General features: G+C 35.6%; 17 protein-coding genes. 8 read left to right on the top strand and 9 right to left on the bottom strand.

Translation table 11 applies throughout. From position 1 onward, the window contains the following. Positions 1 to 6: 6 nt before the first annotated feature. Positions 7 to 597: a gliding motility-associated peptidyl-prolyl isomerase GldI gene (gldI, locus tag CGC52_RS09340; RefSeq protein WP_095894198.1), complete on the top strand. Its 591-nt coding sequence runs from the start codon at positions 7 to 9 to the stop codon at positions 595 to 597. Between the two features lie 16 nt (positions 598 to 613). After that, a complete protein-coding gene (locus CGC52_RS09345; RefSeq protein WP_095894199.1) occupies positions 614 to 1738 on the top strand; it encodes a peptidylprolyl isomerase in 1125 nt (374 codons plus the stop codon). 203 nt (positions 1739 to 1941) lie between these two features. On the opposite strand, the gene CGC52_RS09350 is transcribed toward CGC52_RS09345, so the two are convergent. From CGC52_RS09350 to CGC52_RS09360, 3 genes are all read right to left on the bottom strand, one after another. Then, on the bottom strand, positions 1942 to 2382 hold the full coding sequence (locus CGC52_RS09350) for a hypothetical protein (RefSeq protein WP_042007166.1): 441 nt from the start codon (positions 2380 to 2382) through the stop codon (positions 1942 to 1944). Between the two features lie 447 nt (positions 2383 to 2829). Beyond that, positions 2830 to 3798: a glycoside hydrolase family 130 protein gene (locus tag CGC52_RS09355; RefSeq protein WP_042007163.1), complete on the bottom strand. Its 969-nt coding sequence runs from the start codon at positions 3796 to 3798 to the stop codon at positions 2830 to 2832. A gap of 252 nt (positions 3799 to 4050) precedes the next feature. Further along, positions 4051 to 4614, bottom strand: a complete 564-nt coding sequence (locus CGC52_RS09360; protein ID WP_095894200.1) for a phosphoribosylglycinamide formyltransferase — start codon at positions 4612 to 4614, stop codon at positions 4051 to 4053. Between the two features lie 260 nt (positions 4615 to 4874). On the opposite strand from CGC52_RS09360, the gene CGC52_RS09365 reads away from it, so the two are divergent. Next, positions 4875 to 5351, top strand: a complete 477-nt coding sequence (locus CGC52_RS09365; RefSeq protein ID WP_042007159.1) for a hypothetical protein — start codon at positions 4875 to 4877, stop codon at positions 5349 to 5351. A 21-nt stretch (positions 5352 to 5372) separates the two neighbouring features. Then, positions 5373 to 5960, top strand: coding sequence for a riboflavin synthase (locus tag CGC52_RS09370; protein WP_095894201.1), 588 nt, complete (start codon positions 5373 to 5375; stop codon positions 5958 to 5960). Between the two features lie 230 nt (positions 5961 to 6190). Here the strand turns inward: CGC52_RS09370 and CGC52_RS09375 are convergent, their stop codons facing one another. Beyond that, positions 6191 to 7093, bottom strand: coding sequence for a YitT family protein (locus tag CGC52_RS09375; RefSeq protein ID WP_042344834.1), 903 nt, complete (start codon positions 7091 to 7093; stop codon positions 6191 to 6193). Between the two features lie 285 nt (positions 7094 to 7378). Here CGC52_RS09375 and CGC52_RS09380 point away from each other — a divergent pair, with 285 nt between their 5' ends. From CGC52_RS09380 to CGC52_RS09390, 3 genes are read left to right on the top strand one after another with little or no spacing between them, the layout of a single operon-like run. Further along, complete coding sequence (locus CGC52_RS09380; RefSeq protein WP_095894202.1) at positions 7379 to 8551, top strand: AIR synthase related protein; 1173 nt, start codon at positions 7379 to 7381, stop codon at positions 8549 to 8551. Between the two features lie 9 nt (positions 8552 to 8560). Continuing rightward, complete coding sequence (gene yaaA, locus CGC52_RS09385) at positions 8561 to 9322, top strand: peroxide stress protein YaaA (RefSeq protein WP_095894203.1); 762 nt, start codon at positions 8561 to 8563, stop codon at positions 9320 to 9322. A gap of 3 nt (positions 9323 to 9325) precedes the next feature. After that, entirely contained in the window at positions 9326 to 9544 is a 219-nt protein-coding gene (locus tag CGC52_RS09390) for a hypothetical protein (protein WP_042007148.1), read from the top strand. Here CGC52_RS09390 and CGC52_RS09395 read toward each other — a convergent pair. The 5 genes from CGC52_RS09395 to CGC52_RS09415 all read right to left on the bottom strand — a co-directional run bounded on the left by CGC52_RS09395 (position 9541) and on the right by CGC52_RS09415 (position 12581). Then, a complete protein-coding gene (locus CGC52_RS09395; protein ID WP_042007146.1) occupies positions 9541 to 9897 on the bottom strand; it encodes a hypothetical protein in 357 nt (118 codons plus the stop codon). The genes CGC52_RS09390 and CGC52_RS09395 overlap by 4 nt on opposite strands. Before the next feature lie 6 nt (positions 9898 to 9903). Then, positions 9904 to 10440, bottom strand: a complete 537-nt coding sequence (locus tag CGC52_RS09400; protein ID WP_095894204.1) for a hypothetical protein — start codon at positions 10438 to 10440, stop codon at positions 9904 to 9906. A gap of 174 nt (positions 10441 to 10614) precedes the next feature. After that, positions 10615 to 11439: an undecaprenyl-diphosphate phosphatase gene (locus CGC52_RS09405; RefSeq protein WP_042344831.1), complete on the bottom strand. Its 825-nt coding sequence runs from the start codon at positions 11437 to 11439 to the stop codon at positions 10615 to 10617. Then, positions 11439 to 11690 carry a DUF3098 domain-containing protein gene (locus CGC52_RS09410; RefSeq protein ID WP_042007140.1) on the bottom strand — a complete coding sequence of 84 codons (252 nt, stop codon included), beginning with the start codon at positions 11688 to 11690 and terminating at the stop codon, positions 11439 to 11441. The genes CGC52_RS09405 and CGC52_RS09410 overlap by 1 nt, the downstream gene beginning before the upstream one ends. Before the next feature lie 12 nt (positions 11691 to 11702). Then, on the bottom strand, positions 11703 to 12581 hold the full coding sequence (locus CGC52_RS09415; protein WP_042007138.1) for an ABC transporter permease: 879 nt from the start codon (positions 12579 to 12581) through the stop codon (positions 11703 to 11705). A gap of 354 nt (positions 12582 to 12935) precedes the next feature. Here CGC52_RS09415 and CGC52_RS09420 point away from each other — a divergent pair, with 354 nt between their 5' ends. After that, a complete protein-coding gene (locus tag CGC52_RS09420; RefSeq protein ID WP_095894205.1) occupies positions 12936 to 15734 on the top strand; it encodes a 2-oxoglutarate dehydrogenase E1 component in 2799 nt (932 codons plus the stop codon). Positions 15735 to 15774: the final 40 nt, after the last annotated feature.

Raw genomic sequence — 15774 nt, forward strand, 5'->3', positions numbered from 1 at the left:
AGATTTATGCGTAACATTTATGTATCCTTAATATGTGTTGTGTTTTTAGTGTCTTGTGGCGAAAAACAAGCTCGAAGACCCATATCCGTGAAAACGACTAACACTTTTTTGAAAGAATCGGCAAAGAAAAACAAATTGTTGCTCCAAGCGGAAGAGGCTATCATTGATTCTATAATCAAAAAAGATACGCTAAACACCTATGTTGATTCACAACACGGCTTTAAATTTTATTATACCAATCAAAATCCAGAATCTGACTATACAGCATCATTTGGTGATGTTGTAACCTACGATTACAGTATCTCAGATCTTGAAGGAAACGAAATTTATCAAGAAAAAGAGGATGGTGAATACACGTATCATGTTGAGAAAGAGGAGCTTTTTTTCGGGTTACGTTCCGCTCTAAAGATTTTGAAAGAGGGAGAGAGTGGAGTGTTTTTCTTCCCTTCTGAGACCGCGTATGGCTATCGAGGAGATAAAAATAAAATAGAAAGTAATCAGCCTGTTATAGCCAAAATTCAGGTGTTCAAAATCGAAAAGGCTAAAGAAAAAATGGAGCAAAATCAAACAATAGTTCCAAAAAATACAGAACATTAATTTAAAATTATATTATATGCAAACAATGAAATTAATTACTTTGTTTTTTACAAGTTTGGCATTTTTCAGTTGTAAATCACAGAAAAATTCCAAATTGGGTGATGGGTTATTTGCTAATATTCAAACAAGTAAGGGAGATATTGTTATAAAACTACATTATGACCAAACTCCTGTTACGGTAGCAAATTTCGTGAGTTTAGCAGAAGGAACAAACAGCTTTGTAAAAGCGGAATACAAAAATAAACCTTACTATAACGGAACGATTTTCCATCGTGTTATCAAAAATTTCATGTTACAAGGAGGAGATCCAACAGGGACAGGTATGGGAGACCCAGGATATCGTTTTGAAGATGAGTTTGTTGAGCATTTAAAACATGATAAAAAAGGAATCCTTTCCATGGCAAATGCAGGTCCAGCTACTAATGGAAGTCAGTTTTTTATTACCGAAGTACCAACTCCACATTTGGACGGCCGTCACACTGTCTTTGGAGAAACTGTTCAAGGTTTTGAGGTGATAGACACTATCGCAAGTGTTCCAACGCATCAGGCTGATAGACCTAAAGAAGATGTTAAAATCAATAAAATAACTTTCATTCGCAATGGGAAAGATGCTAAAAAATTTGATGCAAAGGCCACAATTGAGGAATATTTTTCTTCATTAGAAAAAAGAGCTAAAGAAAAAGAAGCAGCTTTACAGGCTTTAAAAACACAATTCTTGACTGAAATCGCTCAGCAAAAATCAGAAGCTAAGAAATATCCTTCAGGTGTTCAGGTTTTTAGTTTGAAAAAAGGAGAAGGGGTAAAGCCTAAAAACACAGAACAAGTTTTGGTTAGCTATGCAGGTTATTTAACTGATGGAACTTTATTCGATTCCAATATTAAATCAGTGGAAGAAGCATATCAAAAATATGACCCTGCTCGTGAAAGAGGTAAAGGTTATGAGCCTTTTCCGGTGCCTTACAACACCTCAGCTGGATTGATTCCAGGTTTCAGAGAAGCTATGCTTACGATGAACGTAGGAGACAAAGTACGTGTGTTTATTCCTTCGGCTTTGGCGTATGGCGAAGCAGGAGCTCCAGGTGTCATTCCTCCCAATAGTGATTTGATTTTTGATATCGAAATTAGCGGTATTGTGAAGTAAACAACAGGTAAAAATAAAACAAAAGGCTGTCCTAAAACTATCGGACAGCCTTTTCTGTTTTTAAATCCTATTTAATACCAAATAATATTTGAATTTACTGTGATAATTACTAATGTTTTGAATTTGTTCAATGAGGCAAATCCTGTATGAGGCTCAATCAATTCGAGGATTATTATCTCAGTGAAATCGATTTCAAAATCGGATTATTTCAATCTTCTGTAAACTCTTGTGCAAGGTTCATCACAGTTTGCAACGTTTAGGATTAAGTAATTATAATCCGAAATTCGCGCATTTGCCAATCCATTGATAGAATACGAAAAACTCTTGTTTGATTTGCATTTATCGAATGTTACTACAAGGTTATTGCCTAAATTTCCTGAAGCATTAGAATCAAAGTTGTATTTCCCTACGCAAGGAAAATCAACAGATTCCACATTTCCGTTTGCATCGAAAACTACAACGTAATTTTCGGAACTAACATCAACTTTATTCACTTGAGGCGTACCATCACTGGAATGCACTTCTACCAAACGCCATTTCCCAATAATTCCCTTTTCAGAGGACTCTGTAGCGTAGTCACTTGTGTCACTTTTGCTACACGACACTGTCAAAATTAAAAATAAACTGTAAAAAAGATGTTTCATAATAGTGCTATTTGTATTAAAGAATTTATATCAGGCTCAAAAATTGTCTATATATTGTCCATTTTCTAGTAATTTATAGTTTCCTTGTGAAAATATCTTACAAAAACGATGAATAGACGATTCCTTTTTTACTTGATTGCTGAAAACGTAGAGAAAAATACATTTCGTGGTTCAGCTAAGTTTTCGGACGTATAGTTTTGTTATTTTTGAAAATATTTGGGAATAATTGTGATACATCACAAATGTAGAAATAAAAATTTAAAAAAAAACAATGTTGACAAATATTAACTAAATAAAAAAGTGAAGAAGCTATCTAAAAAAGTCTGTTTTTAGCGAAATTTTAAAAATAAACTATTGATTTTTAGAGTGTTAATTTTTTTTGGTAAATCGCTAAAATTTAATTTTCGGATAGCTTCTTTTTGAATATTAAATATTTCGATTTCTTTGCTATAGACTGTTTTCTTTCGTAAATTTGATAATCTCAGAAATACGACCAAAAGCTACTCCCACCACAGTATCGGCTGCACCGTAGTACACAGCAACTTTATCTTCTTCAAGAGAATGCAAAGCGGCACAAGGAAATACCACGTTTGGCACATCGCCTGTAGTTTCATAAAGTGTTGCAGGAGCCAATAAATAGGGTTTTGTTCTGTATTTCACCACACTCGGATTTTCCAAATCTAGTAACGCAGCCCCCATCGAGTAGCGAAATCCATTGCAAGTATTAATAACTCCATGGTAGAACATCAACCAACCTTCAGAAGTTTTAATAGGGACAGCTCCTGCCCCAATTTTGGTGCATTGCCACGCACTGTCCACAAAAGGAGATACTTTCATCACACAACGATGTTCTCCCCAATACTTCATATCAGGACTGTAGCTAATGTAAATATCTCCAAAAGGAGTGTGTCCATTGTCGCTCGGACGGCTCAGCATGGCGTACTTACCATTAATTTTCTCAGGGAACAGCACACCATTTCGGTTAAATGGTAAAAAAGCGTTTTCACACATGAAAAATTCTTGGAAATCAAAAGTGTAGGCGATTCCAATTGTTGGACCGTGATGTCCATTGCACCATGTTACCCAATACCGATCTTCAATGAAAGTTACTCGTGGGTCGTATTTGTATTCGGAGTGTAGAAAATCTGTGTTTCCTGCTTTCATTTCAATAGGTTCGTGATTGATTTTCCAGTGGATACCGTCTTTACTGAAACCTGCGAAAATGTTCATTTGCACGGCTTTGTTATCACAACGAAACACACCCGCAAATCCGTCCTTGAACGGAACTACGGCACTGTTAAAAATACTGTTCGATGTTGGAATGTCATAGCGATTGATAATTGGATTTTCACTGTAACGCCACATTACGTCAGTAGAACCAGCAGGACGTTCCTGCCAGGGGATTGTATTACTCATAATTTGTTTTATATTGTTTATATTTTTTTACGTTATCTTACTTTTGAATTTACCAAAACCCTATGATTTTGATACATCGTGAAACTCACAGAGTTTTTATTTTACTTCAGGAAGTGTTGTAAAAAGTATGATACTTTTAATAAAGTGGATATTTCTGTCAGGCTGAGCGTAGTCGAAGCCCTGTAATTACGAGGCTTCGACTACGCTCAGCCTGACAATCAAAACTACCATCATACTTTTTATAATACAACCTTACTTCAATAACTGCTCAACGATTTTTGGAAAATATTCATATTCCAATAGATGTATTTTTTGAGCCAAAGTTTCTGCCGTATCATCTGTATGGACTTCCGTTTTTGCCTGAAAGATGATAGCTCCCTCGTCATAATGTTCATTTACATAGTGAATCGTGATGCCACTTTCCGTTTCTTTATGGTCGATAACTGCCTGATGCACAAAGTTTCCGTACATTCCTTTGCCTCCGTATTTCGGTAATAAGGACGGGTGTATGTTTACGACTTTATCGGGAAATTCTGAGATGATATGTTCAGGGAATTTCCATAAAAAACCAGCCAGAACAATGATGTCAGGGGCTTCATTTTTCAAAATGTCCAACACCACATTCGTATGGTAAAATGCTTGACGGTCAAATGTCAATGCGGGTACTTCCAGGCGTTTTGCACGAGCCAATACCCCAGCATTTGGGTTGTTGGATAATATTAAACTCACTTTTGCTGTGTTTTTTTCATTGAAATAAGCTGTGATTTGTTCAGCATTGCTTCCTGAACCTGAAGCGAAAATGATGATTTTTTTCATATAAAAGGTGTGTGTTTTTTCAATATCCTGTTTTAACTATTTTAAGGCGGATTACTTACAATTTATAAACGCAATTCGATTCAAATTTAAGCTCATTTAATGGTAATTAGCTGCGATTAATTGTGTTAAAAAGGATTTTTGGACTGTATTTTCCGCCTCAAAGGTATGCAAAAAAAAGATATTAACAAAAAAGAAAAGCGTTCCAAAAATCGAAAGATATTACCTATCTTTGCCCAGTCATTAAAACATCGAATTTTATCATGCCAAGGGTATATTACAGAGATAGGAAAATCAATGGTAAACCTTTCAAAAACGAAAAAATTACATTACCCCTTTTTGATTACATACTATCAAAAACTACGTTCATTCCTGATGACGGAATGCACATTTTTGAATTGCCACAAAAGACATCCATTTTGCCTTGGAAACGCAATGAAAAAGGATTCAAATATGCAGTTGTTTGGAATAACGACCGCATCCATCAAACTCACGAATATGGCGACTTCTATTTGCCTAAATCTATCGTGTTTTTTGATGTGAAAGATGCTTATTTTCCTTCAGAATATTTTTTTATTGTTGAGATTAACAGACAGTTGGAGATTAGTCATTGTCGGGCAGGAATTGACACCACTTGGTTTCAACAACCAGAACTCAGGCGCGACATTACCGATTCCAAAATTGTAAAGCGTATTGAGAAATCTGTAATCGAATTACAAATGATTTTGAACAATATGTAGAGTCTTTAAAATGAGAATGTTATGTTTACAGGAATTATTGAAGATTTAGGAACCATCACCCACATAGAGCAAGAACAGTCAAACCTACATCTCTATGTAAAGAGTCGGTTTACCTCTGAATTAAAAATTGATCAGAGCGTATCGCATAATGGCGTATGTTTAACAGTAGTTGATATTCAAGGAGATACCTATAAGGTGACAGCAATTCAGGAGACTTTAAATAAAACCAACATAGGTCAATTAAGAGTAGGCGACATGGTGAATTTGGAACGTGGGATATTACTCAATGCTCGATTGGATGGACATATTGTACAAGGTCACGTTGACCAAACGGGTAAATGTATTGGTATTAAAGATGAAAATGGAAGCACTCGTTTCACTTTTTCTTATTCGTCCGAAAATGGAAATGTTACTATAGAAAAGGGATCAATCACCGTTGATGGCGTAAGTCTTACTGTTGTAAATTCTATTGAAAATCAGTTTAGTGTGTCAATTATCCCCTTTACATTACAGCACACAACTTTCAAAGAACTTCAAATCGGTAGTATTGTAAACTTAGAGTTCGATGTCATCGGAAAATATGTCGCTAAATTGATGAATCGGGCGTAAATATTGAACCTCAGTTCAAAGGTATTTTCTTTTTACCAAAATCTAAAACAAAACAGACCTGCGGAAAGGTCTGTTTTGCTTTTATTTCTATTCAACGTTACTATTAGGAGTAATTACATTTAAACCTACTGAGAAAATCAGGATTTTATTCAAAATTTATAATAGGTAATTATTTATAAATCAGTAAATGAGAAAATCTAATGTTTAGTAGATACTCTTTCTAACTATTTTTATTTCAATTTGTCGAATCCTTTTCCATAAACTCCCATAACGTTTGATTTTGTAATGAAAGCCTCAGGGTCGATACTTCCTACCAAACGGAAAATCGAGGTAGATTCGGTGCGTCGGGCAATCACGATGATAACCTTCATCGGTGTTTTGGAATACCATCCAATACCATCTACTATCGTACATCCGCGTTTGATTTCGGAGTTAATGTGGTTAGCTATTTCTTCGTAATGTTTTGAAAATATGAATAGTTGAACTGACTGTCTGGCTCCGTTGATCACCATTTCTACCATTTGCCACATCAGTGGTAGTAGAATCAATCCGTAGATGGTTCTCTCTAATGCTTTGCTATCGCCTCCCAGAATGAAATAGGATGAAATTACAATTGAAATATCCACTATTAGCAGTATTCTCGCTAATCGAATATTGAAGTATTTCGTAACCAAAGCTCCGATAATGTCTGTACCCCCAGTACTTCCATTAACTGAAAAGCATAATCCCAACCCTGTTCCACAGAATAAACCTCCTACAATGGCCGAAAGAAAAGGTTCGCCTACTGGCGGATGTGCTGTAAAATAAGGTTGTAAGTAGGTCTCTCCAAAACTAAGCATCAAGGAAAGAATCCCCACGGCAATAAGTGTTCTTAAAACATATTGTTTACTAACGGCCTTGAAAGCAATTGCCAGTAGAACCGTATTGATGACCAAGTTAGTTATCCACATTTCGATACCCGTTGCGTACTTAATCATAGCCGAAACTCCTGATAACCCACCCGTTACGATTTTGTTTGGGAGTATGAAACCTGTGATTCCCAACGTGAAAATTGTAAGGCCTAAGACGATAATCAAATAATCTTTGACGTAGAAAGATTTTAGATACTTGATAGTTTTACTTTTAGCAGTCATTTTATTAAAAGCGATTACGAAATTTGTCCGCAAAATTATTGAATATTTTTTGATTTGTACGATGTTTTTCAGAAATTATTTTCTTTTCATTTTTCGATTTCGTGCATACTTCGGATAGTGGTCTTTTCTAACATTTTACTTAACGATGATTGCTAAGAGGCTTCGATCGTATTTACTGAGTTTTTAAAGGAGGTAAACTAAGGAGAGTAATCCGTACAAAATACTTGGTTTATGCAAAAAAAAAATGTAGTTTTGCACTCTACAAATTTAGATTAATTTTTCAGTATGGAAGTAAGTAAACGATACGCTCAACGAGGAGTTTCTGCATCAAAAGGTGACGTGCATAATGCTATAAAAAACATTGATAAAGGCTTGTTTCCAAAGGCTTTTTGCAAAATAGTACCTGACTTTTTAACTCATGATCCCGATTATTGTTTGGTGATGCATGCCGATGGAGCAGGGACAAAATCATCGTTGGCATATCTTTACTGGAAAGAAACAGGTGATCTTTCCGTATGGAAAGGCATTGCCCAAGATGCTCTGATAATGAACATTGATGACCTACTTTGCGTAGGAGCTGTAAATGATATTATGCTTTCCTCAACCATTGGGCGTAATAAAAATCTAATTTCAGGGGAAGTTATTTCAGCTATTATTAATGGAACGGAGGAGCTTATTGAAGAATTGAAAACTCACGGAGTTACCATACATTCAACCGGAGGAGAAACTGCCGATGTAGGGGATTTGGTACGTACTGTAATTGTTGATTCAACGGTTGTGGCTCGTATGAAACGAAGCCAAGTGATTGATAATGCAAATATTAAAGAAGGAGATGTTATCGTTGGTTTGGCCTCGTTCGGACAAGCATCTTACGAAAAGGAGTACAATGGAGGTATGGGAAGCAACGGACTAACCTCGGCACGTCACGATGTATTTGCAAAGTATTTAGCGACTAATTATCCTGAAAGTTTTGATGCTTCTGTACCAGCTGATTTAGTGTATTCAGGATCTAAAAAACTTACTGATACTGTGGACGACGCACCTATCAATGCTGGAAAATTGGTGCTTTCTCCAACAAGAACATATGCTCCTATCATAAAAAAAATACTCGAAAAATATGACGTTTCACAAATTCACGGAATGGTTCATTGTAGTGGAGGAGCTCAGACTAAAATATTGCATTTTGTAGATAACTTACACATTATCAAAGATAATTTGTTTGAAATTCCGCCCTTGTTTAAACTTATTCAACAAGAATCAAAAACTGATTGGAAGGAAATGTATCAAGTGTTTAACTGTGGACACCGTATGGAACTCTACGTACCAAAAGAAATTGCGAATGATTTGATTGCCATATCAGAAAGTTTTGGAGTACCTGCCAAAATTGTAGGGCGTGTAGAAAAATCGGATAGCAAAAAATTGACTATCCATAGTGAATATGGAGTGTTTAAATATTAATACTGTACAATGAAAATCGTTATTTCTCCAGCAAAATCTCTGAATTTTGAAAGAAACATACCAACTAAGGAACACACTCAACCTGTTTTTCCTGAGAAAATAGCTACTGTAAATGCCACCTTGAAGGAATTATCACCTAAACAATTGGCTGATTTGATGCATATATCGGATAAGTTAGCAAATTTAAATTGGGAGCGTAATCAGGCTTTTTCCTTGCCTTTTTCTTTGGAAAATGCCCGTCAGGCGGTATATGTTTTTGATGGAGATGTCTATGACGGATTAGATGTGTATTCTTTTGATAATAAGGAAGTTGAACGCTTACAGTCATCTTTGCGTATTCTTTCGGGGCAGTATGGTATCTTAAAACCATTGGATTTAATTCAGCCCTATCGTTTGGAGATGGGAACCAAAATAAGTATAGGAAAAGCTAAAAATTTATACGATTATTGGAAATCGTCTGTGACGACATTCTTGAATCAAGAACTTAGTTCCAATGAATTATTTATTAACTTGGCAAGCAATGAATATTTTAAGGTGATTGACTCTAAACAGATTAAAAATCAACTTATTACGCCAATTTTCAAAGATTGGAAAAATGATGAGTTGAAGGTCATTAGTTTTTTTGCAAAAAAAGCACGCGGACTGATGGTGCGTTACTTGATTAAGAATAACATAGAAACTCTTGATGAACTCAAAGGGTTTGACTATGAAGGCTACCGTTTTAGCCAACAGCATACTACCAACATCAACGAACCTGTATTTATTCGGTAATTTATGTATCCTTATCACAACAAAATTAAACAACGCATCAATAACGGCGAATTGATTAAATATGAATTTGTTGAAAAATACAAAAATATTAGCCCCTGCCTACTTCTCTATTTTCGCACAGAGCCATTTGTGAGACCTGTGCGAGAACATCGCTTTGAGGAATATAAGCAAATTTTAGATGGTTTTGAAAAAAATAAGACTGTAGAAAACCATATTGACTAATCGAAAAATCCATTTTTCTCAAAGTAATGTACGATAGCTTCTTTCATAAGAATAGACTGTTCACCAGCTTTCAAAGGAGGTAACTCTTCCACCAATGTATAGTGAGGCCAACCATCAGGGTCAACAAAATCAAAACGGTAGTAGCCGTATGGCTCTAACAGTTTACAGATAGCAATGTGCATCAAATTGATTTTATCGTCCTTTTTAAATTTCCGATGAAATTTTCCAAACTCTTGTAAACCAACAAGATATATAATGTCGTCTACATCTAAAATTTCCCCATTGCCAAAGGTTTTGGATAATTCTCTACAGATATGTTCCCAACGCGATTTTAATTGTTCATCTCTTGCCATAATTTTTCAAACTCTAATGTAAAAAAACTCCTTACCTTGTTCATTACGTATAAAAATGTACCCTTGTGTAAAGATATTGATACAAGCGGTGACCTGAGGATGCGATGTAAACTCTTGCCATGCCAATGTAGGAGTATTTTTGTACAAATTGTTGATTATCAAAACGCTATTGTTGTGCATATACGTCAATAGTGAAGTGATATTCGAAGGTTGTGATATATTTTGTAAAAAAATAATATCGTATTTTTGGTTATCCTTTAGTTTTACGTCTACGGAAACATCTATTCCTGCTCCTAAAATAGCATTTTTTAGATTTTCCGAATCCACAAAGACAGTTTTTACTCCGAAATAACGCATACTTTTCAGTAGTAAGTTGTATTGTTTCGGATTAATTCCTTCTATTGTTGCAGAATAGGATTCTTTTCCATCTATTTTTTTTCTTGAATACAAGCATTTTGTAATAAAATCGTAAACAAAAGGCGAATGCACTCCATGCTGATTGGTTGATTTTGCCAAAAAATAAATATATTTCAGTAATGTCATTTGATTTACAAATTGCGATTAAAAACACATCTATCGAAACTCTAAATTCTTTTTAGATTAGGCAGTGCATACTTTTTGTTGAAGACAAAAACTATGTGTGTTCTTTGTGTTACAAAATAGAATCTTTTTTAATTGAGAAAGCTATTCTAATAACCTTTAAATTAGGTTATTGGATTATTTTCCATAATATGTGAAATAAATAAAAAGAACAATCCCGATGATAATGCGGTAATATCCCCAAAATTTAAACCCATATTTTGTCAAAACCGATATAAATGTTTTTACAGCGATTAAAGCAACCACAAAAGCGATGAGGTTACCCAATAGGAAAACTTGTGTATTTTCAGCAGTAGCCAATATCATTTCATAGCCTTTTTGTGGGGTTGCGGTATTTTTGCCCCAAGTTTTCAAAAATACTGAATAGACCGTTACGGCTAACATCGTGGGTACAGCCAAGAAAAACGAAAATTCTGCTGCAGCTTTCCTACTTAGCCTTTGGGTCATGCCTCCAATGATGGAAGCCGCTGACCGTGAAGTGCCTGGCATCATCGCCAAACATTGCCAAAATCCTATGGTGATGGCTTTTTTGAAAGAAATATCTTTTTCATCGAAAATCACAGGATTTTTAAACCATCGATCAACAAAAATCAACACAATTCCTCCCAGAATTAATACAGCTGAAATCACTTGCTGATTTCCTAAAACACTTTCGATTTTCTCGTCAAAAAGATATCCTAATACCAAAGCTGGAACTACAGCACTTCCAAGTTTAATGTAGAAATTAAGGTTGGAAAAATCAAAAAATTTCTTCCAATACAACACAACAATCGAAAGAATAGCTCCAAATTGTATAGAGACTTGAAACATTTTTAAAAATTCATCATCGCTGTTCATTCCCAAAAGAGAGGCTGTGAAACCCATATGAGCGGTTGATGAAATCGGTAAATATTCCGTTAAACCTTCAATAATAGCGATGATTATGGCTTCGATGACACTCATTAATTCTTTTTCTTGTTGGGATTTAACAAAATAGCATAAATTTCAACCGCAAAGCCTATTAAAACTAAAGTTGGTGCTACATGAATGCGTTGTGAATCAAAAATAGAAGCATCGAACACATTAGGGTCGCTACTACCTCCTCCACTCATTAAAATAAATCCTAAAGCAATGATTGCTAATCCAATAGCCATTACGATATAGTTTTTTCTCCCGAAAATAAGTTCTGAATGATGTTTTCTTTCTTCCTCCATATTTTTTATATTTTAATAGTACAAATCGTTAGTATTTAGGTTCAAGAAGCGTTGTGCTGCAAAGTAGGTGCTTATCCAACTGATTAACACTCCTATGGCAAATATACTTGTAAAGACAATTACCATGTCATTTGTGTTGGCAAGTATGTGAAATTCAGGGAATTTAATGTATATATATCGTAAGCACCCATAGAGTAGTCCCATGGCGAATAAAGCACTCAAAATGCCCAAACGAACGTTTGTCCATATGAACGGTCGGCGTATGAAACCTCGTGTTGCTCCCACTAACTGCATAGTTTTGATAATAAACCGCTTTGAATATATTGATAAACGGATGGATGAATTGATTAAAAGCACTGCTACAAAAGTAAACAAACCGCTGAATATTAGTAAAATAAGACCTATGCGGTTTACGTTTTCGTGAATCAATGTGATGAGCGATTTATCGTATACTACTTCTGAAACAAAAGAGTGTTGGCTCAGTTCTTTCTCCAATTCCTTCATTTTTTCAGGTTCAGCAAAAGCTGCTTTTAAACTCAAGTCAATCGAATTATGCAAAGGATTGTCGCCAATGAACGTGACGAAATCTTCACCAATTTCTTCGCTAAAACTTTCTGCGGCTTCTTCTTTCGAGATAAATTGAAGCGATTTTACATATTCCGCTACCGATAGAGTACGTTGTAACTGCTCAATATCCGCCATTTTCGCATCATCACTCAAAAAAATGGTTACAGAAACTTGTTCCCTAAAATAGTTTGCTAAACGTTGTGTGCTCAATAACAAAAATCCTAATAATCCCAGTAGAAAAAGTACTAAAGTTATGCTTATAGTTACTGAAAAATAGGAAGTTATCAGTCTTCTTCTGTTGAATATATCTATCGATCGTGCCAATTTTTTATAGTTTTTTCAAAATAATTCGGTAAAGGTAAAAAAATATTGAAAAACTGCAAAATATTTATTTGTTTGGCTCTGAAAAAAACATTCTTTTACCAGGTTTTGCCTTGTTGCGAATAATTTATCAATTTTAGTCTACTTATAAAAAATCAAAATGAAACGAAATTGAAAAAGCAAAAAAATGAAATTTTTATAAAGAACCACTGTCTTTGTAACATGTTGATATATAGAATTTTGAATAATTGCTAAAAAAAACATAAAAAATATCTGTTGAAAAGTCATCAAAAAAAATCGGAAATTTGAAAGTAAGTTATATCTTTGTACTTCATTATTACGAATAACGTTTTTTATATGGACAAATATTCTTTTTTGAATGCCGCAAGTACGGCTTATTTTGGAGAATTATACGAAAAATATCTTGAAAATCCGGATGCAGTAGAGGCCAGTTGGAGAGCTTTTTTCCAGGGATTTGATTTTGCACAGGAAAACTATGGAGGTAGCTATGACCAAACCGTACAGGTGATGGCTCAAAGCGTGGATACAGGCAATAGTGTAGCTTCTGAAAAGTTGCAAAAAGAGTTCAAAGTGCTGAACCTTATCAATGCGTATCGCACCTATGGGCATTTGTTCACTAAGATAAATCCGATTCGCGAACGTGAGGCATATGTTCCGAATTTGAACATAGAAAACTATGGTCTGTCAAATGCGGACTTAGATACTACTTTTGATTCGGCTAAAGAGATTGGACTGCAACCTACTTCTCTGCGTAATATTATCAGTGCTTTAAACGATATTTATTGTCGTTCCATTGGAGTGGAGTACACCTACATCCGTGAGCCTGAGATCCGTAAATGGATTGAAACTCGACTATTCAGTAACAACAATAAAACCCAATTTTCAAAAGAAGAGAAAATACAGATCTTGAAAAAACTCAATGAAGCTACTTCTTTTGAAAACTTTTTACATACGAAATATGTAGGGCAAAAACGTTTCTCTCTTGAAGGAAACGATGCTCTAATTTCAGGATTGGATTTTCTGATTCAGAGTGCTGCAGAGCAGGGAGTGGAGCATCTGGTTTTGGGAATGGCTCACCGTGGGCGTTTGAATGTGTTGGCGAATATTTTCAATAAAAATCCGCAAGATATTTTCTCTGAATTTGACGGAAAAGACTATGAAATGGAAGATAATTTCGATGGTGATGTGAAATATCACTTAGGGATTTCTTCGGAATTGGTTACCAAATCGGGTAAAAAAATTAACGTAAATTTAGCTCATAACCCTTCACATTTGGAAACTGTAGGAGCTGTTATTCAGGGTATTGCTCGTTCTAAACAAGATAGACTTACAGCAGGAGACCGCAGTAAAGTGTTGCCAATCGCTATCCATGGAGATGCAGCGATTTCAGGACAAGGGATTGTTTATGAAATTATGCAAATGTGCCAATTGGACGGATTTAAAACAGGAGGAACAGTACATATAGTGGTTAACAACCAAGTAGGGTTTACTACCAACTATACAGACTCTCGCTCTACGACGTATTGTACTGATATAGCGAAGGTTTCTTCTTCACCCGTATTACACGTAAATTCAGATGACGCTGAGGCAGTAGTACATGCTTTTCTCTTTGCGTTGGATTTCCGTATGCAATTTGGTAGCGATGTGTATATCGACCTGTTGGGATACCGTAAATATGGTCATAATGAGGGAGATGAACCTCGTTTTACCCAACCTAAGTTGTACAAAATTATCGGCAAACACGACAATCCTAGAAATATTTATGCAAAGCAACTTATTGAAGAGGGCGTTATTACCAATGACTTTGTAACCCAAATTGAAATGGACTATAAGTCAGTGTTAGACATGCATTTAGAAAATTCTCGTAAGGAAAATCTGACTGTTATAAAACCTTTTATGCAAGATGAATGGAAAGGATTTGAAATAGCTTCTCGCCAAAAAATGTTAGAGAAATTCGATACTTCTTTTGACCGAAAAGATTTGGATGAGTTAGCGAAAATTATAACAGAACTTCCTGCTGATAAGAAATTTATCAATAAAATCACAAAAATTATTTCCGATAGAAAAGAAGCGTATACAAATGATAATATAGATTGGGGAACAGCTGAGCATTTGGCATTCGCGACTCTACTTTCGGAAGGATTTGACGTTCGTCTAACGGGGCAAGATGTGGAGCGTGGAACATTCTCGCACCGTCATGCTGTAGTCAAAACGGAAGATACGGAAGAAGAAATAACTTTACTCAACGAACTTAAAAAACACGATAAATTCAGTAAAGGTTCGTTACATATTTATAACTCCTTGTTGTCCGAATACGGTGTTTTAGGGTTCGAGTATGGCTATGCGTTGGCAAGTCCAAACACCTTAACCATTTGGGAAGCTCAATTTGGAGATTTCTCCAATGGGGCTCAGATTATGCTTGACCAATACATTAGTTGTACGGAGGACAAATGGAAAAATCAAGATGGTGTGGTTATGTTACTGCCTCACGGGTATGAAGGACAAGGTTCTGAGCATTCTTCTGCACGTATTGAACGTTACTTGCAGTTGTGTTCTGACAAAAATATGTATGTAGCCAACTGTACAACCCCTGCGAATTTCTACCACTTGTTACGCCGTCAGATGAAGACGAATTTTAGAAAACCGTTGGTGGTGTTTACGCCTAAGAGTTTGTTACGTCACCCACAGGTAGTTTCAAAGGCTGAAGATTTAGCTAATGGACATTTCCAAGAGGTTATTGACGACCCAATAGCTGATGTAAATAACGTAAAATCAGTGGTGTTCTGTTCAGGACGTTTCTATTATGACTTGTATGCTGAGCGTGAGAAGTTGGGCAGAAACGATGTTGCATTAATCCGTATAGAACAATTGTTCCCGCTACCAGTAGAGCAAATTAAAGCTATTTTGAGCAAATATAAAAATGCAGATGATTACGTTTGGGCTCAGGAAGAACCTAAAAATATGGGAGCTTACGGTTACATGTTGATGTTCTTTGATTTCATTCAATGGCGTTTGGCGTCGAATACGGTGTATTCAGCTCCTGCATCGGGAAGCCATACCCGTGATAGAAAACGCCATGCCGAAGCTATAGCAATGGTTTTCGACAGAAAAGCGGATGCGAAAAAGAATTTTTAATATTTTGTAGGGATGTCACATATCCCTACAAAATTTGGTA

Source organism: Capnocytophaga sp. H2931 (assembly GCF_002302535.1).
GTDB lineage: Bacteria > Bacteroidota > Bacteroidia > Flavobacteriales > Flavobacteriaceae > Capnocytophaga > Capnocytophaga canis.